21 protein-coding genes and 3 pseudogenes are annotated in these 25,784 nt (G+C 58.6%); 12 read left to right on the top strand and 12 right to left on the bottom strand.

Annotated features, from left to right (window positions below; translation table 11 throughout):
• Window positions 1-100: 100 nt before the first annotated feature.
• The 7 genes and pseudogenes from IVB22_RS14705 to IVB22_RS14675 all read right to left on the bottom strand — a co-directional run bounded on the left by IVB22_RS14705 (window position 101) and on the right by IVB22_RS14675 (window position 6,945).
• Window positions 101-2,375 (bottom strand): annotated as a pseudogene (locus tag IVB22_RS14705) (molybdopterin cofactor-binding domain-containing protein).
• Complete coding sequence (locus IVB22_RS14700) at window positions 2,372-2,863, bottom strand: (2Fe-2S)-binding protein (protein WP_247518048.1); 492 nt, start codon at window positions 2,861-2,863, stop codon at window positions 2,372-2,374. Before IVB22_RS14700 ends, IVB22_RS14705 begins: the two are co-directional and overlap by 4 nt.
• Window positions 2,864-3,035: 172 nt before the next feature.
• Window positions 3,036-3,131 (bottom strand): pyrroloquinoline quinone precursor peptide PqqA, encoded by a 96-nt coding sequence (pqqA, locus tag IVB22_RS14695; RefSeq protein ID WP_247518047.1) that lies wholly within the window; start codon window positions 3,129-3,131, stop codon window positions 3,036-3,038.
• Between the two features lie 137 nt (window positions 3,132-3,268).
• Window positions 3,269-3,901 carry a hypothetical protein gene (locus tag IVB22_RS14690; protein WP_247518046.1) on the bottom strand — a complete coding sequence of 211 codons (633 nt, stop codon included), beginning with the start codon at window positions 3,899-3,901 and terminating at the stop codon, window positions 3,269-3,271.
• Window positions 3,898-4,392, bottom strand: a complete 495-nt coding sequence (locus IVB22_RS14685) for a c-type cytochrome (RefSeq protein WP_247518056.1) — start codon at window positions 4,390-4,392, stop codon at window positions 3,898-3,900. The genes IVB22_RS14690 and IVB22_RS14685 overlap by 4 nt, the downstream gene beginning before the upstream one ends.
• A gap of 132 nt (window positions 4,393-4,524) precedes the next feature.
• Entirely contained in the window at window positions 4,525-6,312 is a 1,788-nt protein-coding gene (locus IVB22_RS14680) for a PQQ-dependent dehydrogenase, methanol/ethanol family (RefSeq protein ID WP_247518045.1), read from the bottom strand.
• A gap of 93 nt (window positions 6,313-6,405) precedes the next feature.
• Window positions 6,406-6,945 carry a copper chaperone PCu(A)C gene (locus IVB22_RS14675; RefSeq protein WP_247518044.1) on the bottom strand — a complete coding sequence of 180 codons (540 nt, stop codon included), beginning with the start codon at window positions 6,943-6,945 and terminating at the stop codon, window positions 6,406-6,408.
• Between the two features lie 914 nt (window positions 6,946-7,859).
• Here IVB22_RS14675 and IVB22_RS14670 point away from each other — a divergent pair.
• From IVB22_RS14670 to IVB22_RS41600, 12 genes are all read left to right on the top strand, one after another.
• Window positions 7,860-8,048 (top strand): MaoC/PaaZ C-terminal domain-containing protein, encoded by a 189-nt coding sequence (locus tag IVB22_RS14670; protein WP_247518043.1) that lies wholly within the window; start codon window positions 7,860-7,862, stop codon window positions 8,046-8,048.
• Between the two features lie 215 nt (window positions 8,049-8,263).
• Window positions 8,264-9,079: an enoyl-CoA hydratase/isomerase family protein gene (locus IVB22_RS14665; protein WP_247518042.1), complete on the top strand. Its 816-nt coding sequence runs from the start codon at window positions 8,264-8,266 to the stop codon at window positions 9,077-9,079.
• Window positions 9,080-10,151: 1,072 nt separating this feature from the next.
• Window positions 10,152-10,421, top strand: a complete 270-nt coding sequence (locus IVB22_RS14660) for a phosphoenolpyruvate hydrolase family protein (protein ID WP_247518041.1) — start codon at window positions 10,152-10,154, stop codon at window positions 10,419-10,421.
• A 22-nt stretch (window positions 10,422-10,443) separates the two neighbouring features.
• Complete coding sequence (locus IVB22_RS14655) at window positions 10,444-11,073, top strand: cupin domain-containing protein (RefSeq protein WP_247518040.1); 630 nt, start codon at window positions 10,444-10,446, stop codon at window positions 11,071-11,073.
• Between the two features lie 36 nt (window positions 11,074-11,109).
• Window positions 11,110-12,225: a Gfo/Idh/MocA family protein gene (locus IVB22_RS14650; RefSeq protein ID WP_247518039.1), complete on the top strand. Its 1,116-nt coding sequence runs from the start codon at window positions 11,110-11,112 to the stop codon at window positions 12,223-12,225.
• Window positions 12,226-13,373: 1,148 nt separating this feature from the next.
• Window positions 13,374-14,066 carry an enoyl-CoA hydratase/isomerase family protein gene (locus IVB22_RS14645; protein ID WP_247518038.1) on the top strand — a complete coding sequence of 231 codons (693 nt, stop codon included), beginning with the start codon at window positions 13,374-13,376 and terminating at the stop codon, window positions 14,064-14,066.
• Between the two features lie 58 nt (window positions 14,067-14,124).
• Window positions 14,125-15,318: a CaiB/BaiF CoA-transferase family protein gene (locus tag IVB22_RS14640; RefSeq protein WP_256467418.1), complete on the top strand. Its 1,194-nt coding sequence runs from the start codon at window positions 14,125-14,127 to the stop codon at window positions 15,316-15,318.
• Entirely contained in the window at window positions 15,315-15,845 is a 531-nt protein-coding gene (locus IVB22_RS14635; protein ID WP_247518037.1) for a MaoC/PaaZ C-terminal domain-containing protein, read from the top strand. Before IVB22_RS14640 ends, IVB22_RS14635 begins: the two co-directional genes overlap by 4 nt.
• 175 nt (window positions 15,846-16,020) lie before the next feature.
• Window positions 16,021-16,881 carry a helix-turn-helix domain-containing protein gene (locus IVB22_RS14630; RefSeq protein WP_247518036.1) on the top strand — a complete coding sequence of 287 codons (861 nt, stop codon included), beginning with the start codon at window positions 16,021-16,023 and terminating at the stop codon, window positions 16,879-16,881.
• A gap of 91 nt (window positions 16,882-16,972) precedes the next feature.
• Window positions 16,973-18,196 carry a glycoside hydrolase family 88 protein gene (locus tag IVB22_RS14625; protein WP_247518035.1) on the top strand — a complete coding sequence of 408 codons (1,224 nt, stop codon included), beginning with the start codon at window positions 16,973-16,975 and terminating at the stop codon, window positions 18,194-18,196.
• Between the two features lie 875 nt (window positions 18,197-19,071).
• Window positions 19,072-19,365, top strand: coding sequence for a type II toxin-antitoxin system HigB family toxin (locus IVB22_RS14620; protein WP_247518034.1), 294 nt, complete (start codon window positions 19,072-19,074; stop codon window positions 19,363-19,365).
• Window position 19,366: 1 nt separating this feature from the next.
• The gene (locus IVB22_RS41600) at window positions 19,367-20,590 is read left to right on the top strand and encodes a hypothetical protein (RefSeq protein ID WP_308200401.1); all 1,224 of its coding nucleotides are present in this window, start codon (window positions 19,367-19,369) and stop codon (window positions 20,588-20,590) included.
• Between the two features lie 705 nt (window positions 20,591-21,295).
• Here the strand turns inward: IVB22_RS41600 and IVB22_RS14610 are convergent.
• The 5 genes and pseudogenes from IVB22_RS14610 to IVB22_RS14590 form a co-directional block, all read right to left on the bottom strand.
• A pseudogene (locus tag IVB22_RS14610) lies at window positions 21,296-21,771 on the bottom strand (Lrp/AsnC family transcriptional regulator).
• A 117-nt stretch (window positions 21,772-21,888) separates the two neighbouring features.
• Window positions 21,889-23,060: pseudogene (locus IVB22_RS14605) on the bottom strand (fumarylacetoacetate hydrolase family protein).
• A 67-nt stretch (window positions 23,061-23,127) separates the two neighbouring features.
• Window positions 23,128-24,057, bottom strand: coding sequence for a dihydrodipicolinate synthase family protein (locus IVB22_RS14600; protein ID WP_247518033.1), 930 nt, complete (start codon window positions 24,055-24,057; stop codon window positions 23,128-23,130).
• A gap of 44 nt (window positions 24,058-24,101) precedes the next feature.
• Window positions 24,102-25,220 carry a glycoside hydrolase family 88 protein gene (locus tag IVB22_RS14595; RefSeq protein WP_247518032.1) on the bottom strand — a complete coding sequence of 373 codons (1,119 nt, stop codon included), beginning with the start codon at window positions 25,218-25,220 and terminating at the stop codon, window positions 24,102-24,104.
• Between the two features lie 107 nt (window positions 25,221-25,327).
• Entirely contained in the window at window positions 25,328-25,783 is a 456-nt protein-coding gene (locus tag IVB22_RS14590; protein WP_247518031.1) for a MaoC family dehydratase, read from the bottom strand.
• Window position 25,784 lies beyond the last annotated feature (1 nt).

Genomic DNA, 25,784 nt, shown 5'->3' with positions numbered 1-25,784 from the left:
CACCTATTCGGTTGCCCGCTTCAGACAGTGCAATTCGCAAAAAATTTCGCCGGAGGAGACCCCCCGCGAATCGTCCCTATCGGGTGCTTGTGACCGGGGCTTACGCCTTCATCGCGCCCTTCACGGCTTCCGCCGTGATCGGCAATGCGCGGACGCGGGCGCCGGAGGCATTGAATATGGCGTTGCCGATGGCCGGTGCGACGACCGTCACGGCCGGCTCGCCAACGCCCGTGACCCTGTCACCGTTGGCGATCACCGCAACCGCGACCTCCGGCACCTGGCTCATGCGCAGTGGCGTGTAGGTGTCGAAGTTGGACTGCTCGATGCCGCCGTCCTTCAGCGTGGCCTTCTCGTACATCGCAAGCGACAGGCCCCACAGCGCCGCACCCTCGACCTGGGCGCGGACGTTGTCGGGATGCACCTCGGTGCCGACGTCGGTCGCAACCGTCAGCTTCTTCACCTTGACTTCACCAGACGGCGCGACGGCGACATGGGCGACGCAGGCCGTCCAGCTTGCGGTCTGCCGCTCCTGCGAGGACACGCAGGCTACCCCCATGGCTTCTCCCTTCGGAAGCTGCTTGGTGCCGTAGCCGGCAAGCCCAATTGCTGCGAGCAGTGTGTTGCGCAGCCGCTGAGCGCCGCCATCGTTCTTGCCCTTGCCGTCCAGTAGCGTGATGCGATACTGCGCGGGATCCTGGCCGGCCGCATGCGCGAGTTCGTCGATCATGCTTTCGACCGCCCAGAAGGTCCAGCCCGGCGCCACCGAGCGCAGCGGACCCGAAGGCGTGGCGTTGTGCGCGAGCTCGTTCTTGATCGCGCGCACATAGTGGTTGGGCACGGAATAGAAGAAGTCCGCACCATTCACGGTGAACGAATCAAGCGGTCCCTTCTTGTCGACCGATGGCGTCAGGAAATCGGGGATTCCCCAGCGCGCGGTCGGCCAGGCCGAGACCACGTCGTGGTTGAGCGCGATCAGCTTGCCGTCGGCGTCCAAACCGGCCTTCACCTTCTGGAAGGTCAGCGGGCGCGAATAGTCCATGGTCATGTCGTTTTCGCGCGAATAGATCACCTTGACCGGCTTGCCGACGGCTTTTGCCGCCTGCACCGCGGGCACCATCATGTCGGCATCGAGCCGCCGGCCGAAGCCGCCGCCCAGCCACATCTGGTGCATGACGACGAACTTGGGATCGATCCCGGCCGCACCCGCCGCGATCGCGCCGGAGCGCGTCGCGAACTGGTTGCCGGAATAGATGTGCAGGATGTCGCCCTTGAACTCGGCCGTAGCGTTCATCGGCTCCAGCGGCGCATGGATGTTGATGCTGGTGGTGTATTCGGCCTCCAGCACCTTGGCCGCGGTCCCGAACGCCGCCGCCGTATCGCCGTCCTTGACGAAGAACTGTCCGGAATCGTCGAGCGCCTGCAGCCGCTTGGCCTCGTCGAGCAACGACTGGCTGGACAGCTTGGCGTTCGGCCCGTTGTCATAGGTGATCTTCAGCGCGTCCGCCGCCTTGCAGGCGTTGGCATAGGTATTAGCCACCGCCACCACCCAGCCGGTGGTGCTGCCGGTCTTGTCGTCCAGCGTCACCGCCTTAATGAAGCCCGGCACCTTCTTGGCCGCGGTATCGTCGACCGATTTCACCGTGGCGCCATAGCGCACCGGCGGGGTGACGATCTTGCCGTAGACCATGCCCGGCAGCATGACGTCGATGCCGTATGCCGTTGACCTTCGGAGGGATATCCAGCTGCGGAACCGAGACGCCGACCATAGTGTACTGATCGGGGGTCTTCAGCTTGATCGCCTTGAGCTCGTCCGGTGTGAAGGTCTTGGTGATCTTGCCGCTCTTGACGATGTCGGCAAAACTCATCGACTTCTTCGACTTCGGATGCGCGACGGTGGAGTTCCGTACCACCAGTTCGCCGGCCGGCACGCCCATCGAGGCGGCCGCGGCTTCCGTCAATGCAATACGGCCCGCGGCGCCCGCGCGGCTCATCGCATCGAAGTTCATCATCGTGCTCCAGCTGCCGCCGGTAATCTGCGCGCCGAGCACGGGGTCGTTGAACTTGGGATCGTTGGAGGCGAGCTGGACCCGCATGTCCTTCCAGCTCGAACCGAGCTCTTCGGAAACGATCTGCGCCATGGTCGAAGCGATGTGCTGGCCCATGTCCGCCTTGCCGCAGGTGACGGTGACGAGGCCATCGGGGGCGATCGAATACCAGACCGAGGGTTCGAAATTTGAGGGCCCCGCGAGCGCAGAATCGATGCCGGGCACCGCGGCGTAGCCCAGCACGAGTCCGGTAGCTGCCGAGCCGACCAGGAACGAGCGGCGGCTGAGATCGGCCGGCGCGCTATCGGTGACTTTGATGTACTTATTCATGTGGCCCTCCGCTCGGTGCCGGCGTTGGAGGCGGTACGCATTTCGGATGCGGCGCGCATGATCGCCTTCTGAATGCGCGAATAGGTCATGCAACGGCACAGATTGCCGTCCATATGCGCGACCACTTCATCCTTGGTCGGATTGGGGTTCTTGGAAAGCAGCGATGCCGCCTGCATGATCTGACCGGACTGGCAGTAGCCGCATTGCGGGACCTGCTCGAGGATCCAGGCCTTCTGCAGCGGATGATCGCCCTTGGCGGACAGACCTTCGATGGTGGTGATCTTCTTGCCGACGGCGTCGCTCACCATCGTCTGGCAGGAGCGAACGGCTTCGCCATTGACGTGAACCGTGCAGGCGCCGCAAAGACCGGCGCCGCAACCGAATTTCGTACCGGTCATCTGCAATTGCTCGCGGATGACCCAGAGCAGCGGCGTATCGTGTGCCGCATCCACGGAGAGGTCTCTGCCGTTGATGTTTAACTTTGCCATTTGCCAAAAACCTCCTTACGGGACGAATTCGAGGCGATTGAACTTAACTACATTCCGGTGAAAACGAGTGGCAGCATCGCAAAGCTGCTCCAACTCGCAAAGTTACGGCACCCGCCCGCAGCTGACCTGCACCGGGCCGATCAGGCAACAGGCGAAATACCTCAAACGAAGCCTACACTCCGGGATACCGACCGCGGCTGGCACAGGCGTACATGTTGATTTCCATGCCGACCGGCAGTTCTACGATCTTCGGCGCGTTCCACTTCATCTCTTTTTTTCGTGGAGAGGCTGAGCTTGGCCTGCGCATCGAGCACACGCCCTCTTGCATCCTCGGCAACTCTCCAAGCCCGATGACGCAAGTTGAAGAACTGGAAACTACCAATGTACCGGCTCGGCAGAGGAGCCCTATTGCATTTCCCGGGTAATCCGAACATGCGTCCGATCAACGAAGTCCCTCATGTCTCGGCCGGCTCGCCTGAACAAGTTGCGATCGACCGTGAGCAACCGGTCGGGCAGTGCCTTTCGGCATGTTTCGCGGATGAAAACACCGCCGACCGGTTGCTCGTCGGCTTCCGCCTTCCGTTCGGTGCATGCCCATCCTTCGCCGCCGTAACGTGACCTGACCTGCGTAGCGAGTAGAAAGGCCTTCTTCCGAGCATACAGTCTTGCATTCGGATCGGTTTCGATATCGAGGCCCGATACGATGCCCTTGCCGTCAATGAAGACCGTCAAAAGCACCGGATGACCCGCAATTATCGTGCCCTCTCGGCTGGTCTCACGATCGAACTCGAAGTGAATTGCTCGTACCCCATCGGGCTCGGCCGGGCACTCATCCCACGCGGACCAAGCTGGCAGCTTGGCCTTTGGTCCCCTGGCGCAGCTCAGATTCGCGTAGCCGGCGTCCGATACAATACTGACGGGCCTGCCAACGGTGATATCGCGAACATCATGTTCGGGCTCGACCTGCGCGACAGCGGCTTGCATACCAATGGCAAGAATGAGCCCAACCGATATCACGGCGCGACGTGCCGATTTCATTTCGAACCCTCAGTCACCGTCTTGCTGGATGATTCGGCGCCCGCCTTGTAGATGTCACATACGCGCGAGGTGTTGCCAAAGAAGGTCGTACATTGCGCGTAGGTCGGCTCGCCCGCGCCCTTAACGTGGGCGATCACATAGTCAGCAACCGCTGCGATATCGTTCGGTCGCAGAAACGTGCCGCCTTCGGGAGGCATGCGTTCACCGACATCCTGCCGCGTCATGTCGTAGCACTTGGTGGTGTCATAGGCGCCTCGCACGAAGAACGGCATGCCGGTCCCGGGCCGGCCGCAAGTCACGGTCTCGATGATCTGCTCCTTGGTCAGCTCGGTCTTGCGCAGCGACAGCGCATCACCGCCGTAGCCGCCGCCGCCATCGCCGTGCCATTTGTGGCAGCCCATGCAATTGGCCTTGCTGAATAAGTCCTTGCCGGCACTGGTCGGGTCCGACACTGGTGCTTGCGCCGCCTGACCATGGGCGAAACCTGACATCGAAAGATTCAGGGCGACGACGCTCACGAGCAGGATACTCGTCGCCACTGGAGATGCGTTGAAAGCCATCATCACGTCTCTCTTTTAAAGGGCTGGAGGGTCCGGATTAACGGACCCTCCTTTGCGAGCACGTCAGAGCGCCAACACGTAGAGCATCGATCCCGGCTGTATCTTCTTCAGTTCGGGCGTCGAATCGATGAACCATTTGTCCCAGGCGCCGCCCAGGCCGACCAGGATGGCGACATACTGCTTGCCGTCCACGGTGAAGGTTATGGGCGGCGCGTTGACGCCGCCGCCGGTATTAAACTCCCAAAGCTTCTGCAGCGATTTGGCGTCAAGCGCCATCACTTCGCCGGACGGCTGTCCGGTGAAGACGAGGTCGGGAGTAGCCAACATGCCACCCAGATTGGGGAACGGCGTTTCCATTTTTTGGACGATCTTGCCGGTCGCCACATCGATCGCGGTCACGCTGCCCGTGATCTTGAACGGCTGGCTCGTGCCGCCGCCGGTCCAGAACTCACGCGGCTTCAGTTTCTCCGGCGTCATCACCTCGACCTTGACGCGATTGCAGCTCTCGATCACTGGGATGTACCAAAGCTTCAGGTCGGGATTATAGGCCGTCGGCGGCCAGTTCTTACCGCCCATGTTGCCGGGGCAGATGTCGGTCTCCATGTTGGTGCGGCTCGGCGTCACCGACGCAATGTAAGTCTGCACGGCCTTGTTCGGGTCATACTCGACCGGCTTGCCGGTCTCCGGGTCGAGTCCCTTGGTCCAAGTGACCTTTTTGACGAACGGCACCCCCCACACGAACTTGCCGGTGGTGCGATCGATCGCGTAGGCGAAGCCGTTGCGGTCCGCTTCAAGCGCGAGCTTGCGCGGGCCACTCGGTCCGGGTATGTCGACCAGCACGTTCTCTGCCACGCTGTCGTAGTCATAGGGATCGTTCGGCGTGTGCTGAAAGTGCCACTTGACCTTGCCGGTTGAGGCATCAAGGCCCAGCGAGCTGTCGGTGTAGAGGTTGTCGCCCGGCCGATAGGCGCTGTCCCAGTCAGGCCCGGGATTACCGACGCCCCAGATGATGGTGTCCGTGGCGGGATCGTAGCTGCCGGTAACCCAAGTCGAACCGCCGCCGGAGGCGGCCGCGTTGTTGCTGTCTTTCCAGGTTTCGCTGCCGGGCTCGCCCTTGCCCGGGATTGTGTAGGTGCGCCAGATCTCCTTCTGGGTCGCGAGGTCGGTGGCGGCGATCCAGCCTCGGATGCCGTACTCCGCGCCGGCGACTCCCGTGATCGCCATGTTCTTGACGATCAGTGGCGCGCCGGTGATGACCTCGCCCTTGTCCGGATCGGCAACAGTCCGCTGCCACGCAACCTGGCCAGTTTCCTTGTTGGTCGCGATCAGCCGGCCATCGAGCGTATGCGAAATGACGAGATCACCCCACAGCGCGACGCCGCAATTGTCGACGCCGCAGCAGGCCACGGCACCAGCCCAGTCACGGTCCGTCTTGGGATCCATCTTCCAGACCAGGACGCCACGGCCACCATGGGCATCGATCTTGTAGACCGAGCCCCAGCCATCGGTCACGTAGAGAAAGCCGTTCTCGGCAATGGGAGTGCCTTCCAGCCCGCCATGGCTCCAGATCCCACCGCCTTCGACCCCGCCGAGGTGCATGGTCCAGGCGACCTTCAGGTTCTTCACGTTATCGCGGTTGATCTCCTTTAGAGTGGAGAATCGGTGAGCCGAATAATTCTGATGATGATGCAGCCAATTGCCCGGCTCCTTGTCGACCTTGAGCAGCCGTTCCTGAGTGACCTCATCCGCGGCGCAGACCTGCGCCGCCGCCATCATGCCTCCCGCGGCGATTGCAACCGCAAGCAGCCGCGCGCGCGTCGATTTTCTTGCGTGATTTGACAATCGCTCCATGAGTAGTGCCCTCCTTTGGTTTGGTATGGTTATGATTGATCGAACGTCTGGCAAGCGTCCGGGCGTTCGGCTGAGAAGCCTTATCCAGCGGGCTCACCGGTCCGCTGTCTTAGATCCGGGCGTTCGTGAAACTTGCACCTCCGTTTCTTTTGTTCCGGCATTCTGGAAAACGACGGCGCATGTGAACGTCTCGCCTTCGACAAGTTTCTGCCGAGACTGGAGCAACATGACGTGGTATCCATCCGGCCTGAGCTCGAGCGTCTCGTTCTCCGGAATCGGAATGGACTTGATCGCACGCATGGCGGGAGCACCTTCGCCGCGATCGACAGTGTGCTTTTCCGAAAAATTCGCGAATGGACAGCGGACGCGCAAGATGGCGTCAGCTTCGGCTGCATCGTTTTTGATTGTCATCAAAAGCGGCAGATCGACACCGATCTGATCGGATGCGGAAACCCGAGCATTCGTCACCTTCAGCGCCTCGCCTGCAGCGGCGAACCCGGGCGTCAGCGTCAGCCCAAGTCCGACAGTCAAAAGTCGGATCGAAAAGAGCCGCAACCCGCCACCACCGCGCACAATCCGCTTGCCGCGATCGATGTCGGTGCGGCCGCGAAGTTCGGAGCGATCGGCGTCCATGAAAAACGGAATCGCCAGCGGGCCGACACTATACTGGTTGGCAAAGAGCTGCTGTGGAACGACCAGCAGCCGCGCGCCGGTCGACGCGACGGCGCGCCTGCTCGCAATTCCAGTGCAGATCAGCGCGCCGAGCCCAAGAAGGACGTTGCCAACACGAAGACCCCACACGATCGCGCCTCCCAACTGTTAGATGTAGTCGATATTCCGACGCGCCGACCGGTGTCTCCCCGTACCGGGCGACAGGCGCCACGACCATCCGCACCAGCGCATGCAAAATGAGCAGTGCACCGCCGAGCGGAACGACAAGATAGTGGTAGACCATCGAGATTGGCAGTGACCACGCGGTAGCCGTCTCTATTAGCGAGAGCATTTCGCCGCCATAGAGGACGAAGACAATGCGAAGTCCGGTCATCGCGAGGTCGGTAATGTCCTACACCGCGCCATGTAATCACGGGCAGACAGTCCGCCGGCGCCTTGAACTCAGGATGGACCCGAAGCTTCACGCCAAATGTTTCACGCTGCCAATCCCCCTTCGCGCTTTCTTGATATACGACGATAGACTTCAATTGAGCGAAAGTATTGGCGAACAGAGCGCAACGCGTTAGGACGCATTTCCGAATTTCTTGTACTTTCTTACGTGACATCGGCATCTGGATAGCTGCGCCGATCCATTCGCCGCCTTCAGCGGTGACAAGTGCGGTGCCCTTCTGCGAGCCCCCAGCGCGCGGTTGCCGAAAAGTCCAAGCATTCGCACAAAGTGTCCTAACCCCGGCACGGGGTCGCTTCTACCATTTGGACGAGTAAGCCCACACGTCCACGGCAGCCGAAGCTTACTTCCAGGTTCGCAGAGGTCGAGACGATCAGAAGCGGCAGCTCGAAAGATCAATCCCAACATCATGGCTAAGCGACCTAACATGAACTGTTATGCCATCGGCGATATCGCCGACGTCGCAAAGACCGTGACCGAATATGACGTATATGCATGCGCAGACATTGTCGGCGACTTCTGCGGCCTGCACCTCGATGAGGAGTACGTCAAGAATACGCGCTTCAAAAAACGGATCGCGCAGGGAGCGCTCTCGGTCGGCCTTCTCTCCACGTGATGGGATATATGGTAGCAAAGGCTCCGGAAGCGCAGTGCCCTACCGATATGGCGTCACCTTCGATGCCACGGTCTATTTCGGGGGACACCATCACCGCAAAGCTGGTGGTGCGTGAGAAGGACGAGGAGCGCAACACCTGCATCTTTACTCCGAGGTCACGAACCAGAGAGCGGCACTATCGTGGCCTCGGGCAATAACTACCTAAAGGTCCTTTGATGCAAACAGCTGACGATGTAGTGCTGATGGAGCAGCTTGGCGCAGTGCGCGTGCTCACCATCAATCGCGCCGACAAGATGAACGCGTTCACGCCGGCGTTGATGCACGAGCTGGACCACATGCTTGACGATGCTGCGCGGGATAACGCGACCCGCGTCGTCATAATCACGGGGGCCGGACAAAAGGCCTTTGTGGCTGGCAACGACATCGACGGCCTTATCGAGATGAATGGCGTGGAGGCCTATCGCGACATGCAAAGGGGTCAGCGCGTCCTGTTCAGGCTATATGAATTCGCAAAGCCGACTATCGCCATGGTGAATGGCTATGCATTGGGCGGCGGCTTCGAGCTCGCGCTGGCGTGCGACTTCATCGTCGCGTCCGATACGGCGCGATTTGGCTTTCCGGAGATTACACTCAATACCATCCCGGGTTGGGGCGGAACGCAGCTCGCGGTCAGAAAGATGGGGTTGGCGCGCGCCAAGCAAATGGTGTTGACCGGGCGCCACTATACGACCGCGGAATGCCGGGAGTTTGGTTTCATTCATGTTTTCGCTTCCGCGCCAGAGCTGAAGTCGGCGGCGCTGGCCTTTGCCGAACAGCTCGCAACACACGATTCGTTCGCCATGGAAATGGCCAAGCGCACTGTCAACCGCGCCGCCGAAATCCCGCTGAATGCGGGACTGGATCTGGAGGCCGCGAACTACGCCGTCAACTTCGACACCACTGCCGCCCGCGAGGGTTTGCGCGCCTTTGCCGCGCGCCGCAAGCCCAAAAAAGCGCTCACCGACAGTTCGACTTCCGAGAAATCCAAGTGATCCCATGAGCATGCCCCATTCGCTGAACGATCAGCACCTGATGATCCGCAATTCCGTTCGGCGTTTCGCGAAACGCCAGGTCGCATCCTGCTCCCAGCAGTTGTGGGAAGAATTACGAAATAAGGCTTGCAGGCTCGGCCTTGCCGGCCTGCCCTACTGTGCGGCGCGGGCCAGCGTCCATGAACGATAGGGAATCCTGATTTTATCTCCGCAACGATACGATTGTTCGCTTTGTAAGCTGCGCGATTTTGGCAGCGGGCGTCTTCGCCTTCGAGTGCGCTCGCAGTTCCTTACGTCTGCCTGCGTGTATTCACGACGGATCACCGGCGGACGTACGCAACCGTGACCCGTCATTACCCTGCTTCGAATGGACTCCTTTTTAGCGTCCGAAAATTTTGAGGCCTTCATCGTCTCCCGACTTCTCCCAGCCGAGGGGATTCGGCAGCGCAACACTCACCAAAAACGCTCCAGTTTGCCGACCTCATCTCACGGAGGTGATGGCCCTACCGATTCTTGGAGGAGAATGCGGGGCTCAGGACAGTTAGAAGCTACTCGAGGCTGGTATCCATGGAACGGACCTCCTCTATGAGGCTAGCAAGAAGGAGCCTATGCTAAGCGATAACCACTTTGCCAACGTAAGGACATTGTCACCTTGCTGGATCGGACAAGAAGCGAGCTATCGCATGGGCGGCCGTGGCGCTTGCCCGGAAATGCCGATTAGATCGTCATGCACATAAGCGGGCGAGTATCTTGCCCAAAGTAAGCACATGCCGGTTCTACCAGACCCAACAACACGGGTCCGTTCGTCGTCATTTCAAGCATCTTAGGGGATAACTAAGGAAATAAGGAGATCGGTTTCTCTGGCGTGCAGAACTTACCGACCGGTCGTCTGATCGATGAACTTTTGCCCGCCAGAACCTCGACGCGACCGAAATGAGCTATGCGCAGGGGAGCGATATGATCGTCGAGGCCACCGAGCTCGAGGCGTTGACTACCCTCTACGTCTTCAGTCCAGAAGAAGGCTGGGGCAGATATCCTCGTGTGTCATATGGCCTGACGACGGGTCGCTGCGATGTGGTGCTCGCTTGGCCAAGTCCCTGGATCACTGCGACGATCTTATCAAACTGGTGTATCGAGGCGGCGGCGAGAGACTCGCGACGATATCATCATCCCTTATCAGGCTGGTCCAAATGCCAACCCGGAAGATGCTCGCTTCATTCTCGGTGCCAGCCCCGGCGGCCATGGAATCTACGGAACAAGCAGCTTGGATCGGGTGCCTACCGAGGAAGCAATTGAGTCCCAAGCGGTCGCCTTGAAGACGATCCGCTGCCAAACAGCCTGACTGCAGAATGGAGAGGAACACTATGTCGGTTTTCAGAAGCGGAGAACGGTCGTCGGATTGGTGCGAACTCACGGGTTTCGAGTTTGTCGAACTCACTGGGCAGCTTCGCCCGATAGGGATCAATGCCAAAAAACAGCGTCTACTCGTCACACGCGGATCTTGCCGGTTGACGAGCCGAGAGGGGGCGCAAGTGCTCTGTGAAGGTCAGTTCTGTGACGTCGATGAGGCCAACGGTCCTTTTGCTGCGGATGCCGGCGATCTCACGGCGCAAGTCCTCATCTTTTCCGGTAGATGGGGCACTGAGTTGGGCGGATGCGGCATTTTCAAGTTTGGTCCGAGCACTCCAGCTTGGGCAAAGGGAGACCCAGTTAGCTATCCCAAGTCGACCAATTTCGACTCTCACTATCACGACTGTGACGAATACTGGGTCATCATGGAGGGGGCTGGCACCGTCCTGGTCGGATCGCGCAGCTTCGAAGTCGAGGCGGGTGATTGCGTCGCCATTGGCATGGGTCACCATCACGATCTCCCTCAGGTTCGGGCCGACATAACGGCCGCCTATTTCGAGACAACACTCGAAGGCAAGAAGCGATTTGGGCACCTCTGGGAGCACAAGCACGGTCCGGCTGACATTCGCGCGGAGGGGGGGTGACTCGGTTCAAGTCCCACCCATTTGAAGGAAACATTCATGACCTATAAGGTCCTGCATATTGGAGCCGGCGGCTTCGGAGAGCGCTGGTGCGATACGTTCCTGCCGCCGTACGTGACAGACGGGACGATCGAGGTGGTCGGCCTGGTGGACATCGACACCGAAGCCATGGAAAAGGGCCGGAGGCACCTCAGTTTGAAGACGGAGCAGTGCTTCACCTCGGCACAAGAAGGTTTCCGGGCGGTAAAAGCCGATTTCTGTACTATCGTGATCCCGCCCGCTCTGCACGAGTTCATCGTCGATCTAGCCCTTGCTCGAGGAATGCATATTCTGTCAGAGAAACCGATTGCCGAGACAATGGAAGCTTCTGTCCGGATCGCTGACAAAGTGAAAGCTGCTGGTCGCAAGATGGGAGTAACCATGAGCCACCGGTTTGATCAGGATAAATCGACACTGAGAGAACTCATCAGTGCGGACGCTCTCGGCCGGGTCAATACGGTATCGTGTCGGTTCGCTGGCGATTACCGCGTTTATGATTCGTGGAGACGTTTTCGCCACGAAATGGCTCATCCCATGCTAATCGAGGGCGCAGTGCATCACCTCGATATCATGGCCGATCTGGCGGGGGCACCCTGCACGTCAATTTTTGCCCGTTGTTGGAAGCCGGAATGGGCGGAATACAACGGCGACACAGACGTCATAGTGTTGATGGACTTCGCCAACGGCGCGCATGGAGTATACGAAGGGTCCTCAGCACAATCGACGGGGCTCAACGACTGGACGTGCGAATATTTTCGAGTCGAAACGGCATCCGGGACGGCTATCCTCGATCATCGCGAGGTCGAGGTGTTCCATCGAGACCCGAAGCGGATGTATCAAAAGAGCCAGCAAGGGAAAGGGCAGCATGTGTCGCCGCTCGCTGGGAAGAAGTGGCACAATTCACTGTTGATTGAGCAATTCTGCCATTGGCTTGACGGCGGCCCGGCGATGGCTACCAACGTCGAGGACAACCTACAGTCTGTGGCGATGGTGTTCTCCGCCATTGAAAGTGCACAGCTCGGCCAGCCTGTCAAAGTACAGGAATTTCTGCAATCCTTTCGAGAGGGGCTCCAATCGCACCACAGTGAGGTGTTGGGCTTATCTCACAATGGCTGATTTTTCATTCAGGGCAACCAGCCCTCCTGCAATGTTCGCTCCCATGCAAGGTGTCGCAACCGTAGCTAGCCACCACTACTTTCGTGATCGCTGTTATTCGGCACGAGGTTGGCCGTCCAAGCTGCTTTGCAGGGCGTTGCCTGCGGCTCGGGAGTAGGAATGGCAACTCTCGCCTATGTTCGAACAGCGGGTGCCTTGAGTGCGATCAGCGTCATCTACCGAATTAGAAAAGCTGACGCCGTACTTATCGTCACCCCCCATACCGCGAGACCTGAGGGACCTTTGCCAATGTGATCCAATCCGTTCGCACCGAAAGCAGCTGTGAGTATCTCTGCCTTCCGTAAAAGAAACACGAGACACGAAAATATCTCATCTGAAACGCGAACTCCCCCTCCACGAAGCATCTTACGACCACAGAATCACGCATCGAATTTGCAACGAATCCCTCTCGCAAACCCTCATTTTCCGGCAAAATCGTTCAGTCAATCGCCGTCGTTCTCGATTCCACATCAGTGCGTTGGACATTCTTCACGGACGACTGCCTCAGCAGTCCGCTCATGCACTTGTCGAGGCCGAGCCAACGTCTCTTTCTTTGATGAACGTTGCAGCACGAGCGGCTCAGGGCGAATCAGCTTTGAGCTTCGCGCTGAGTTTATTACTCAAGAAAACCCAGTTCCAAGCTATACGCAGACCCAGGTTACGAACTTGGTGTTGGGATATCCTATCCCTCGATCGCCTCCGGCCTTCCGGCGCCATAGCCGGAATCCCTGATTTCGCCGAATGGCACCTCAGTAAGTGCAACGGGTGATCCATGCCCTTTCGATGTTCTCCCGTTCGCAGCCACGTTGTCGATCGGGTATAGGCAGGTGAGTCCATTAGGAAGACGATTGGCCTCGGAGACAACCTCGTCACACCTTCTGAAGCGCGCAATCAGCGCCACCAGAGCCACGTGGTAGGACGCTTTTCCGATTTCTTCTGCTTTCTCGCGGACAACAGCATCTCTATATGCACCGGCCTCGGTTCGCTGCAACGCACAATTCTTTCCGCAGCAAGCAGTGCTCTGTTGTGAACGCACAGCGGACGGTTGCCGAAAAGTACAAGCATTCGCGCGAACTGTCCTAACGCGGGCACTGAACGGCTTCTACCATTTGGATGACCAGATATCTGACTATGCCTTCGCCGCAAAGCTGGTGTTGCTGAGAAGGACGAGGAGCGCAACGCCTGCATTTTATTACGAGGTCACAACCAGAGAGCGGCACGATCGGGGCGTCGGGCAGCAACTACCTGAAGGTCCTTTGATGCAAACAGCTGACGGCGACAACCTGGTGGTGGCGGAGCAGCTTGGCGCCGTGCGCGTGCTCACCATCAATCGTTCCGACAAGATGAACGCGTTCACGCCGGCGTTGATGCACGAGCTGGACCACATGCTTGACGATGCTGCGTGGGATAGCGCGACCCGCGTCGTCATGATCACGGGGGCGGGTCAAAAGGCCTTTGTGGCTGGCAACGACATCGACGGCCTTATCGAGATGAATAGCGTCGAGGCCTATCGCGACATGCAAAGGGGTCAGCGCGTCCTGTTCAGGCTCGATCAACGGAACTGCCAAGTGCCCGCCGACCATCTTCTGGAGCAAGCTTCAGCAGCCATCCATGACCAACCTGTTCTCGATCGAAGGAGCGATGGAGGCGGCGCGCAGGCGCTCCAGATCCATGGCATCTACGACATCAAGAGCGAGTTTGCGATCGTGCGTGGCTTTGGTGATGCCAAGGTGCTGAAAATCGTGGAACGCGCATGCGAAATGGAGCGCACGATCATCTGGCGCGAACTACTCGCGCAATGAAAGCAAAGCGTGTGCGCTGACGTTTGAGAACAACTGCTGAGTCCAGCCTGAGGTTTCCATGCTCAAGGGCATTAAGGTTTTGAGTTTCACGCACTTTCTGCAGGGGCCTGCGGCCGTGCAGATGCTGGCTGACGCCGGGGCGGACGTAATCAAGATCGAGCCTCCTGGAGGCGCATTTGAGCGCGGCTGGTCCGGCTTCGATGCCTTCAAGCAAGGCGTGAGCATTTTCTTTCTGCTCGGCAATCGCAATCAGCGGAGCCTCTCGCTAGATCTTCGCAATGAAAAGGCGAAGGATATCGTGATGCACATGGTGCGCGAAGCCGACGTGCTGGTTGAAAACTACCGCCCGGGTGTCCTGGAGCGGCTTGGCTTCGGCTATGAAGACATGAAGGCCGTCAACCCCCGCCTCGTATATTGCTCCTGCTCGGGCTATGGATCGTCCGGCCCCTACTTGAAACGGCCGGGCCAAGACATGTTGCTGCAGGCGATGAGCGGCATGACCATGCTCTCGGGCGGGGCCGACGCGCCGCCTACCCCGGTTGGCTCCGCAATTGTCGATCAGCACGCCGCCGTGCTTGCAGCGTTCGGCGTCGTTTCGGCGCTGCTTTCGCGTCAGCGCACCGGACGCGGTGCCCTGGTGGAGAGCAACCTTCTCAATGCAGCCCTCGATCTGCAGATTGAGCCGTTTACCTATTACCTCAATAAAGGCCGGCTCTGGGCGCGCACGGACCCGCCACTGGGCAGCCGCTTCCACCCCGCTCCGTACGGGATCTATCGCACGGCGGACGGCTGGATCGCGATTTCGCTAACGCCTATATCGCAGATGGCCGCGGCGCTCGACTATCCGAAGCTGGCAGCTTTCAACGACCCTAAGGATCCGATGCGTCGGCGCGACGAGATCCATCACATCGTCTATGAGCGCGTGCAGACCCGCAAGACGGCGGAGTGGATGGAGATCTTCGATGCCCACAACATCTGGTACGCGCCGGTGAATGACTATGAAGAGGTCGAAAGCGATCCGCAGGTCGCACATAACAAGATGATCATGACGATCGAGCACCCTCAAGCCGGCGAGGTGCGGCTCTTGGCGCATCCGGTCCGCTACGATGGCGAGGCGCCACCGCTACGGCGATTGCCGCCGCGGCAAGGCGAACATACCAGGGAAATCTTGGCCGAGCTTGGCTATGCAGCGGACGAAATCGACGCATTGTCTGACGGCGGAATAGCCATCACCAATAAGGCCGCCTCGTGATCATCGCAACCAAGCCGGAATCCTGGCGACTACCAAGCTTCAGCAAGTTCGAGATTGGCCGAATGCATGCGGTGACCCGCACGTTCACCGAAACGGAAGTGGACACATTCGGCTACCTCTCCGGAGACCTCAACCCACTGCACATGGATGACGAGTTCGCCTCGCGTTCCCCGTTCGGCAGGCGGGTTGTGCACGGCCTGCTCACCGCCGCCGTGGTGTCGCGGACGTATACCGAACTGACGGGACCCGGTTCGCCTATGTCGGACAAGAACTGCGTTCCTGAAGCCGGTTTTCATCGGCGACAAGATCACGGCCAAGGTCACTATCGTCGGCAAGAAGGAAACCAAGCGGATTCTGATCCTGGATACGATGGTCCGCAAACAGACGGGCGAGGCAGTCCTCAGCGGACTTTCGGCTTACAAGTATCTGCGTTTCCGATAGGGCCTTCGTTCCTGCAGCAGAAATTCGCCAGACGGCGGATCCTTAAAGAGGACGGGGCTGGCATATTACCGCGACCGATGCTATAAAATGACTGAAATCGTTTTCAGAATTCAACGATCACCGACCATGGCGTCCTCAGAGCCGATGGATGACGTAGAAGGATCAGTTCCGGCGAGACTGGGCCAACGACCGGCGGCAGTCCGCTCCTTCTTTTCACGAGGCCAGCCAGCGCACCGGCAACCGTGTTGTTCACTGCCGGTCGTGAAGATTGAGCACTACGATTACGGCTCCGAGATCAAGTCGCTCAACATCCATTTTGCACCGCTGGAGAAGATGAAATCGACGCTGCCCTACCCGCATCGGCACGACTTCTATCATATCGTCTGGGTGACCCGCGGCACCGGCTGCCACATCATCGACTCCGTCAAATATGAAGTGCGGCCGAACAGCCTGTTCTTCATGGCCCCAGGGCAGATCCACGATTTCACGCTCTCGGAAGACGCGATCGGGCACACCATCAGCTTCAGCCCGGAATTCTTCGCTTTCAGAGTCCACAACCGGCATTCGCTCACCGAAATTCCGATCTACAGTTTCGAAAATCTCAACAATGCGCTTTATCTGGACGAGATGCAGGCCGAGAGCCTCCGCCAGATCACGGACGCCATGATCGAAGAATACACGGCGGAGAAGACCGGACATGAGGATGTGATCTGGTCCTATTTGCGGATCTTCCTTATGAAGACGTCGCGTATAGCCGTACCTTCCGCCATCGTCGACTTGTCGTCCCGAAGTCTGCTCCTGTCACGCCGCTTCAAGAGCGCGCTGGAGAAGAATTTCGGCACCATCAACGAGACGGCGGAATATGCCAGGCTTTTGAAGGTAACCGAGCGCGCGCTCAACGAAGCCACTCGCCAAGCCCTTGGCTCAACTGCGGCCCAGCTCATTCGCGAGCGGATCATGTTAGAGGCCAAGCGGCTGCTGCTGCACTCCGATATCAGCGTGGCCGAGATCGCCGATCGTCTCGGCTTTGAGGACCCCGCCTATTTCAGCCGCTGTTTCAAGAAGCACACCAGCCGATCGCCGATCGAATTCCGCCAAAGCCTCGCCACGCTAAATCTCTGATCCGATCGCCGAAACCAAAATGGCTGCCCTCCAACCCGTCGGGCGGTCGCCACGAAGATCTCACCTAACCTATGTTTTCTCGGAAAGAAGCATGCCGGACACCGCCAACAATTCGATCGAGCTCACTGCCGCGCAGCGGCGACTGTTCACCGAGGTCCTGGACGTCATGGCCCGCAAAGTGGCCGAAGACGAGCCGACATTGGGCGTCGAATTTCCGCATGTCACGGCACCGGACGGCTCCTGGATCAAGCTGCCGGCTTCGCTGTCTGCTGGCTATAACGGCGAAGCTTGGAGCCACGGCAATTGGCTGTGCGGCTTCTGGGTGGGCCTGTTGTTGACCTGTTATCTGCATACCAATGAGACGAAATACCTGATCTGGGCGCGCGAACGCATGCGGCTAGTGGCGCAGCGCGCGGACGACCCCAACACCCATGATATCGGCTTCATATTTGACAGCAGCGCTATTCCCGCGCACGTGATCACTGGCGATCGCTGGTATGCGGAAATCGCTATGAGGGCGGCCGACAAGCTGCGGGCACGGATTATCACCACGCGAAGCGGCGCGTATCTCGCCTCCTGGGGTCCGCTGGACGACCCCCGCGGGCAATGCAGTTCAGCGATCGACACCATGGCTAATCTCTCGCTGCTGTATTGGGCAACCAATTATAGCGGCGATCGCAGCTATCGTCTGGCCGCCGAAGCGCATGCCGACATGACGGCAAAGGCTTTCATTCGCCCCGATCATTCCACCTATCATGCGGTGGAGTACGACGTGGTGAGCGGCGCGCGGAAGCGCGGCTATACGTTCCAGGGAGCAGGCAGTGAATCCGCCTGGACCCGCGGTCAGAGCTGGGCCATCTACGGCTATGTCAACTCCGCGCGAGAGACCGGGCAGCGCCGATATCTGGACCTCGCAGAACAGCTTGCAAATTACCATATGAAGCGGCTCGCTGGACGTCAGGTCCCGCCGTGGGACTTCGATGCGGCGGAGGCCGACGCCGACATTAAGGACACGGCAGCAGCGGCCGTGATTTCATCCGCGTTGCTCGAACTGGGGCGGCTGCATCCCGATGACACCGCAGCTTCAGCGTGGACCGACCAGGGATTGGCGATGCTGGAAGCGCTGTGCCGGAATGAGTTCGCGCGAGAGGGGTCGCATCGCGGCTTGTTGAAGAATTCCTGCTACTCGAAGCCGCACAATGAGGGTGTGCGCAGCGCGACCATGTTCGGCGACTTCTTCTTCACCGAGGCGCTGTGCCGCGTCATGCTGCCCGGTCAATTCCGACCTCTGATGGCGGTGCCGACACTCGCGTGAGGTGAACTGGCGTTGCCGACCTGATCTGCCCGGCACGCGCGACTTCCGGGAATCTCGGGTCGATGTCGCCTGAACGTCGGGCTTTCGCCACGTCTGGGGATCGTCTGCCGCATTCCAACGTTTCTCGTGAATGATTGTCTCTGTCGAATGCTGGGTCCGCTCGTAAGCTGCGTTCAATAAGCTGCTTGATCCGCTTGTGCGCTTCGCTTTCGCGCAGACCGTGATATTTTCGTGTGCGAATTCTTCTTCGCTCAACGAATTCCGCGGCACCGCCGGACATGAGCCATCTTCCGTCTAATGGCGAAAGAAGAAGCGTTTACACATGTTAGCGACCAGGTGCACCGGCGTGCCGCAAATCGCGCATATATGCCGTGGCTGCCCCTTCTTCATTGCCTCGCGCATGGCGACGCGCGCTTGAACCAATTCGCTGTAGCTGTGTACCGCGCGTCGGGAAGTTGTCGATGCGCGCCTGGCCCGGTCGGCCGATGCGGCCCCACTCCCCGAATGAGTGACCAGCAGCCGAACAGGTCCGGCTGTACGTCGAGCTTATAGTAGCGACGCATCTTCTTGCCGGCATCGATGCGGACCAGAATGATTGCGGCATGGTCTCAGGCTTTCTTTCGTCGCTATAGCGAAACCGCGCCTGTCCGGGCTAGGAGCATCGGTCCGCCGCGGCGCCAAGCTCTTGATGCAGCCCCTTTGGCTGACAGGACCTCTCACTGGTTGTATAAGCAATGCGCTTCGCCCCGATTCCCCTCGCCTTCACTTAACTTATTGATTTCACTAACGAAAAATGACATTGACACGCTTCTACCACTTCCATACATTTTGGGAGCGAATAGCTTGCGGGCGTTTTGGGAACGGCTTATATTGTCATGCGTGTCATTGCGAAAGGAACGCTGCGCGACTTCTGGTGCCGATACCCCGAGGCGGAGGAGCCGCTGCTTGCTTGGTATCGCGAAGCCGAAGCAGCCGATTGGGATCAACCGTCGGCCGTTAAAACTCAGTACCGGAATAGCAGCATTCTGAAGAACAGCAGAGTCGTCTTCAACATCAAAGGGAACGAATTCCGGTTAGTCGTTAGCATCAATTATCCCTATCGGGTCGTCTATATCCGCTTTGTGGGGACACATGCGGAGTACGACGGGATTGATGCGGAGGAGGTGTGAGATGAATGTGAAGCCGATTAGAACCAAGGCTGACTATGAAGCGGCTTTAGATCGCATTTCCGAGCTGATGGAAGCGCGCGCCGGTACGCCCGAAGGCACCGAATTGGATGTGCTCGCTGATCTTGTTGAGCTGTACGAATCCAAGAATATTCCTATGGGCTTTCCGAGCCCCGTCGCTGCTATTGAATTTCGTATGGAGCAGTCGGGACTTTCGGCGCGGGACTTAGTGCCGTTTATCGGCAGTCGCGCGAAAGTCTCTGAAGTGCTTTCCGGGAAGCGCCAAATTACTATGACGATGGCGCGCGCTCTTCACGAGCATCTAGGTATTCCGAGCGATGTACTGCTCAAGGGAAGATCTGTTGGAAACATTGAAGAGTCTGAGATCGATTGGGCCAAATTTCCCGTCGCCGAAATGATGAAGCTCAAATGGCTCCCGAAGCGCCCGAAGGTAACTCATTATGCTGAGGAAATAATGCGCGACCTCATGCATCGAGCCGGGCGAACAAGTCTAGTTGTCGAAGCCATGTACAGAAAGAATGATCATGCACGCGCAAATGCAAAGTCCGATCCGTTTGCTCTGAATGCATGGTGCTTGCAGCTACTAGCGTTAGCCTCAGAGAAAAAGCTACCCAAGGAATATAGGCCGGGAACAGTTACTCCGGATTTCCTTAGGATGGTTGCGAAATTGAGCTGGTCTGAGAATGGGCCACTTTTGGCAAAGGAGTTTCTTGAAAAGAACGGCATTCATCTGATCATCTTAGAGCATCTTTCCAAGACGCACCTGGATGGAGCCGCTCTAAAGTTGGCGGATGGCACGCCCGTTGTTGGACTAACGCTGCGTTATGATCGGATTGATAATTTCTGGTTCTGCTTACTTCATGAGCTGGCCCACGTCGGTAGACACCTTGAGAATGCAGCAGACGTTGGCTTTGTTGATGATCTCACTTTGCGTGATAGTGCTGGAGCGAATCGCGATTCTAGAGAAGATGAAGCAGACCAATGGGCCGAAGAAGCATGCATCCCCAGATCCATTTGGGAGAATACTGATGTGCGGTTTCACCCCACTCCAACCGGCGTGATCAATCTCGCTAACGCACTTCAGATTCATCCGGCTATTGTCGCTGGGAAAGTTAGACATCAGTTTCGGAATTATCGGTTGCTATCTCATTTTGTGGGTACAGGGGAGGTGCGAAAGCACTTCAAGAGTTACGAAATGTCTCACTAGAACACGAAAGCGAGAAGGTTATGGTGGGCGTCTATCTGGTGAATGTTCTTGATGTGGCGAGATCGCTTGGTATTGATCCCACAAGGGTCACTCCCGAGAGTGTGGCCCAGTGGCTCGTCGCAGAGTACATGAAGAAGCGGCGAGGCCGTTTCAATTACAACCCCGCTATCAACAAGACCTTCGAGCTCTTTCGCGGAAGATGTCCGCACCAGACCAGCCCTCTGAGCATCGTACGTACTACCGCAGAACCCCGTTACCAAACTGCTAACCAAGGGCGCTCCATTCCCGACGGACCATAAAGGCTGTCAAGCAACGCTAGTCGCTTGCTGTGGCGAATTAGACCCCATGGATTGATGTTGAAACAAAATAGGAACACTGAGGTGGGAGTGTCAACTCCGTCACTGCGCTGGGAGCATTATTCGCCAACGGGCTATGGGCGGCGCGGGCTTGCGGACAGCTCCAAAGTGCTCTCTAGGGAGCAACAGCGCCACCCAAGAACACAAAAGCAGATCGCCGGACCTAAAAGTACAACGAAAGCAATATCAAATAGGATCGCAGCGTCAGTTCAATCCTGCCCGCCTCGGCTGACGAGGCCAGCCGTCGTTCCACAATTCACGCTTCTCGTAACACCACACGGCCTAAGCTCGGCCGCCGAGCGGGTTCTCCAGCAGACCTCAAACCGCTGGCCGCCCTACGCCTCGCTGGTCACCAGCATGCGATAGAAGCCATTGGTAACGTGAAGCCGGCTTTGACTCTGTCCAAAACGACCTACTTTCAAAGCGCTTTATGTCTGGGTTTTCGTGTACTAGGCACCGAGTGAAGTGCTCGTACTCTTCCATATTATTTGCTGTTACGAGGAGAACGAAGTCGGTCTGTCCGGTAACGTAGAATCCGCTCATCACCTCAGGCATTTTGCGGATTGCCCGCTTAAAGCGATCGATTATGTCGCTCCGATCACGCTCAAACGAAATGTGAACCAGCAGGGTCACGTTTCGTCCGACCGCTTTTGGGGAGACGATTGAAACGTCTCCTTCTATGATGCGCTCCGATCGTAGGCGTTTCAGTCGACGCTGAACTCCGGATGCAGACAAACCGACCTTCGCGCCGAGTTCTTCACTGCTCAAACGATTGTTCCGCTGCACGAGGTCAAGAAGACGAGCATCGATTTTGTCGAGTTGCATGGCTGTGACCATGTTTAAGAGATCGAAATTCGGGAAACCTGATGAGCAGTTCGCGATCGGACGAGGTAGCAGAGTAAACGTGGGAAAGCGCCTATGCGCTCTCGGTGCGGCATCAGATTATAGATTTCTCCGCGCAGCCAAATTTTTCATCAATGCGGTCAAGCCGAAAGTCCAGTGCTCGCATTCGTCGCTCGGACGCATCCGGTTGACGAGTGTTCCAAGCTCTGGCGATTTGATGGTGACGATATCGTCGCGCTTGTGGGTAAAGCCTTGGCCAGCAATATCGCGGTCCTTTACCGGCGCGAACATCGTACCAAGAAACAACACGAAACCGTCAGGGCACTGATGCGCGGGCTCGAGGGTCTGCACAACTAGATCCTCAGGGTCTCTGCTGATCTTGCACATCGATGAATGCGCCTCGAGAATGAACCCATCGTTGCCGGTGACGGTCATTGCAATGTCCATCTTGCGGATATCGTCGAGCGAAAGGTCCGGTCGAACACCCGCAGCAGCGGTCCAATGGCGCAGGATGCATTGTTGTCCTTGGCCTTCGACAGCAACAGTGCCGAACGCCCCTCGAAATCGCGCAAGTTGACGTCATTGCCAAGTGCAGCGCCGACAATCTTGCCGCGGCTGGAGACCGCGAGCACGACCTCCGGTTCCGGGTTATTCCAGGTCGATTTGGGATGAAGCCCCGCGTCCATTCCCGTTCCGACGGAGGACAGCACCGGCGCCTTCGTGAAAACTTCAGCGTCACGCCCGATTCCGACCTCGAGATACTGGCTCCAGGCCTGCTGTTCGATCAGTACCTCCTTCAATCGCATCGCCTGTGGTGAGCTAGGCTTGAGTTTGGAAAGATCATCGCCGACCAGGCGGGCCACCTCAGCGCGAATTTTCGCGGCCGCCGAGGGGTTCCCGAGCGCCCGCTCCTCGATCATCCGCTCCAGCATTGAGACTGCGAAAGTCACGCCGGCGGCCTTCAACACCTGGAGATCGATCGGCGGAAGAAGCCAAGGCTTGCCTAAGTCGCGGCTATCCGGAGGCGTGTTCCTTAGGACGCTATCAAGATCCGAGATCCGGGTGACGGGCACCTCGCGAATCGCGCGAACCGGATCAGCCTCCTCGGCCAGCATGCTCATGGTCGGAAACCGCGCGGTTAAGTCGTAGACGCCGTCCTCCCAAACAGCCACCACCGCAGGCCCGCCCGCAGAAGGCAGCCAGACCCGGCCGACCAGCGTCCCGGCGGTGCCGTCATCTGGCAGAACTGATGCAGCGCTCAGCGATATCATGTGCAATCCTCAGGATTTCATCGGTATCTTCGACCTTCGCGTCGGAACTGCAAGCCGCGTCCCGTCGTCAGCGTCCCCAGTGCAACGCCAGAGGATTTGCTTCCCGCGCAAGCTCGATCAGCCCGGCCCTTGTATCCGGATGAATCTGCTCGAGCGGATGGCGCACCGCCTCGCATTTGATGACCTTGCCTTCCGCCATCACACTCTTGGCGGCACGCAAACCGCATTGCCGGTTCTCGAAGTTGATCAAAGGCAGGACGCGGGCGTAGGCGGCCGCGGCGTCTGCGCGACGTCTCGCCTTCTGATTATCGATAACATCGCGCAGCAGATCCGGAAGCACCGCGCTCGACATGGTGCCGGTGGCGCCGGCATCGAGATCGGCCATCATGGTAATCGCCTCCTCCCCGTCAAATGGGCCAATGATGGACTCGCCACCGGCCTCGATCAGCGAGCGGAGTTTTGCCGCGGCAAAAGGTACTTCGATCTTGAAATAGCTGACGAGCGGCACCGCACGCGCTAAACGCGCCAGAAACGGCACCGTCAGCGTCACGCCGCTTAGCGGCGCATCCTGAACCATGATTGGAATCTTCGCAGCCTCGGCAACACGATCGAAATGCTGCAATATGCCCGCTTCATCCGCCCGCAGGCCCATGCCATGGTAGGGCGGCATCAGCATCAACAGGCTCGCGCCACGCTCGGTCGCATAGCGCGCCCGCTCCTCCGCGATCCGGGTGCTGAAATGGCTGCATGTCACCATTACCGGCTTGCGGCCGGCGACATGCGACGGGCAGAGATCGACCAGCGTGTCGCGCTCCTTGTCCGACAACAGGAACTGCTCGGAATAATTAGCCAGAATGCAGATGCCATCGACACCCTGATCGATCATGCAGTCAAGCACACGCTTCTGGCCTTCGAGGTCGAGGTCACCGTTTTCCGTGAACGGGGTGGGAGCGACCGGGAACAGGCCACTGTAGACCGGAGAATCTGCTCTTGTCATGACATGCTTCCCACGTATCGGGAGAGGTGAGTTCGATCGACTGTCTAGATCTTTTCCGCCTCGATCAAACCATCCAGAACGATCAGCGACTCCAGCAGATAATAGGAGCCGAAGATCGTCTCAGCATTGGTCGCGGAGTCCCGCGCGCGGGCGTCGCGCCGCTTGTTGAAGCAGGCACCGACCAGCATGCCCTGCGGACGGTTCTCCCCTGCGGCGACAGGCGTAAGATAGCCGTCGATCAGAGCCCTAGCTGTGCGCTCGCCTGCGTCTTGATATTTCGCGCGGAGATCGGCGGACGGCGCAAGCCGCCCCAGCTTGAGCAGCGCCGAGCAAGCGATTGCAGTAGCCGCCGTATCGGTCTCCGTACTGGGGATCGCAGGATCGTCGAAATCCCAGAACGCCACGAGGTCGGGAGGTACATGCGACAACCACCAGTCGGCGCCCGCGATCAACTGGTCCATCCAACGCTTTTCCTGAGGAAGATGGGCAAGCGCGACTGCGGCATAGACGAGGCCCCAGGCCTGCGCCCTTCCCCAAACGCTGCTGTCGCTAAAGCCCTTGTGAGTAAACTGTCGGACGATCTCGCCGTTCGCCGGATTGAGCTCGCTCGACTGCACAATCGAGCCATCGGGCCGCATGTGAATATCCAGCACCCGCGTCGTATGTCGCGCAGCGACGTCGGCGAATGACGCTTCCCCTGTCTTGTCCGCTGCCCAGAACAGGAGCGGAACCGCCTGCAAGGAATCGATACTGCTGAAGGAATTGCCGACGTCCTCCGACTCCTCCGCGTCGCTGCCGAGCGGAATGAGGTCCAGCCTCGGGTCATACTGCCTCTTCAGCGATTTGGCAGCATCCAGCGCCAATGCCGCGGCATCCTTGTCCGCGCACAGGAGGTCGCCAAGTGCAACGCCGTAATAGAAACCAAAGCCCTTGAACGCAGTTTGCAGGTGCGCCCGCGGTTTGAGCCGGCCGCTCCACAGCGCGGCAGCATCCTGATATCTGTAGCTTCCTGTTCGCCGCGCAAACCACCACAACATGCCCGGCCACGCGCCGCCGGTCCAGTCGCCGTCGACAGTCGTCGTCCATTTTCCCGTCGCGGCCTCGGCCCAATGCGGGAACTCCGATTGTAGGCTCTCGAGCGTCTGATCGACTCGGCAGCGCATTCGTTCGATCGCCTCTCCCCATCGGGGCCCTGCTGTGCTCACTATTTCCTCCAGTTTTTTTCCGACCGCCTCTTCCCTCTACATACATCTGCGATCGCCTTCTCCGCCTAGGACGCAGGCCTGTTCGTCGCGTTGCGCGTCCATTTGAGGTGATGCTTGCCTACGGCGACGAGTTCGCCACGCTGATTGGTGACGTCCACATTGGCGAGCGTGCGGCGGCGCTCCTCGTCGATTTTGCTGATGGTATAGGTCACTGTCACCGTGTCGTTGATGTAGACGGGTTTTAGAAACCGCACGCCATCGTAGCCAAGCGACACGGGCGTCGAATCGACACCCTTCCTCAGGCTTTCCTCAATCATTCGGGTCGAGGCCGTGGATATGAATCCGACCATCAACGCGCCATGGGCAATGCGCTTGCCGTAAATCGAATGGCTCATGAATTCGTCGTCTACATGATTTTGCGAAAGATCTCCGGTCAGACCCGCAAAGAGATAGATATCGGACTCTCCGACTGTCTTTGAGAATCGAACGCTATCACCAACCTTCGTCTGCATCTCAGTCATT

This window comes from Bradyrhizobium sp. 190, assembly GCF_023073415.1.
In the GTDB taxonomy this organism is placed as follows: domain Bacteria; phylum Pseudomonadota; class Alphaproteobacteria; order Rhizobiales; family Xanthobacteraceae; genus Bradyrhizobium.
The sequence above is the reverse complement of the archived record's forward strand: the minus strand, read 5'-3'. Positions and strand labels throughout refer to the sequence as shown.

Coding starts and splice junctions, on each gene's coding strand:
- IVB22_RS14620 (WP_247518034.1), top strand. CDS start 19,072: ATGCGTGTCATTGCGAAAGGAACGCTGCGCGACTTCTGGTGCCGATAC.
- IVB22_RS14690 (WP_247518046.1), bottom strand. CDS start 3,901: ATGAAATCGGCACGTCGCGCCGTGATATCGGTTGGGCTCATTCTTGCC.
- IVB22_RS14675 (WP_247518044.1), bottom strand. CDS start 6,945: ATGGACGCCGATCGCTCCGAACTTCGCGGCCGCACCGACATCGATCGC.
- IVB22_RS41600 (WP_308200401.1), top strand. CDS start 19,367: ATGAATGTGAAGCCGATTAGAACCAAGGCTGACTATGAAGCGGCTTTA.
- IVB22_RS14655 (WP_247518040.1), top strand. CDS start 10,444: ATGTCGGTTTTCAGAAGCGGAGAACGGTCGTCGGATTGGTGCGAACTC.
- IVB22_RS14625 (WP_247518035.1), top strand. CDS start 16,973: ATGCCGGACACCGCCAACAATTCGATCGAGCTCACTGCCGCGCAGCGG.
- IVB22_RS14700 (WP_247518048.1), bottom strand. CDS start 2,863: ATGGCAAAGTTAAACATCAACGGCAGAGACCTCTCCGTGGATGCGGCA.
- IVB22_RS14670 (WP_247518043.1), top strand. CDS start 7,860: ATGAACTGTTATGCCATCGGCGATATCGCCGACGTCGCAAAGACCGTG.
- IVB22_RS14640 (WP_256467418.1), top strand. CDS start 14,125: ATGCTCAAGGGCATTAAGGTTTTGAGTTTCACGCACTTTCTGCAGGGG.
- IVB22_RS14680 (WP_247518045.1), bottom strand. CDS start 6,312: ATGGAGCGATTGTCAAATCACGCAAGAAAATCGACGCGCGCGCGGCTG.
- IVB22_RS14590 (WP_247518031.1), bottom strand. CDS start 25,783: ATGACTGAGATGCAGACGAAGGTTGGTGATAGCGTTCGATTCTCAAAG.
- IVB22_RS14660 (WP_247518041.1), top strand. CDS start 10,152: ATGTGGTGCTCGCTTGGCCAAGTCCCTGGATCACTGCGACGATCTTAT.
- IVB22_RS14595 (WP_247518032.1), bottom strand. CDS start 25,220: ATGCGCTGCCGAGTCGATCAGACGCTCGAGAGCCTACAATCGGAGTTC.
- IVB22_RS14685 (WP_247518056.1), bottom strand. CDS start 4,392: ATGTCAGGTTTCGCCCATGGTCAGGCGGCGCAAGCACCAGTGTCGGAC.
- IVB22_RS14650 (WP_247518039.1), top strand. CDS start 11,110: ATGACCTATAAGGTCCTGCATATTGGAGCCGGCGGCTTCGGAGAGCGC.
- pqqA (WP_247518047.1), bottom strand. CDS start 3,131: ATGAAGTGGAACGCGCCGAAGATCGTAGAACTGCCGGTCGGCATGGAA.
- IVB22_RS14600 (WP_247518033.1), bottom strand. CDS start 24,057: ATGACAAGAGCAGATTCTCCGGTCTACAGTGGCCTGTTCCCGGTCGCT.
- IVB22_RS14665 (WP_247518042.1), top strand. CDS start 8,264: ATGCAAACAGCTGACGATGTAGTGCTGATGGAGCAGCTTGGCGCAGTG.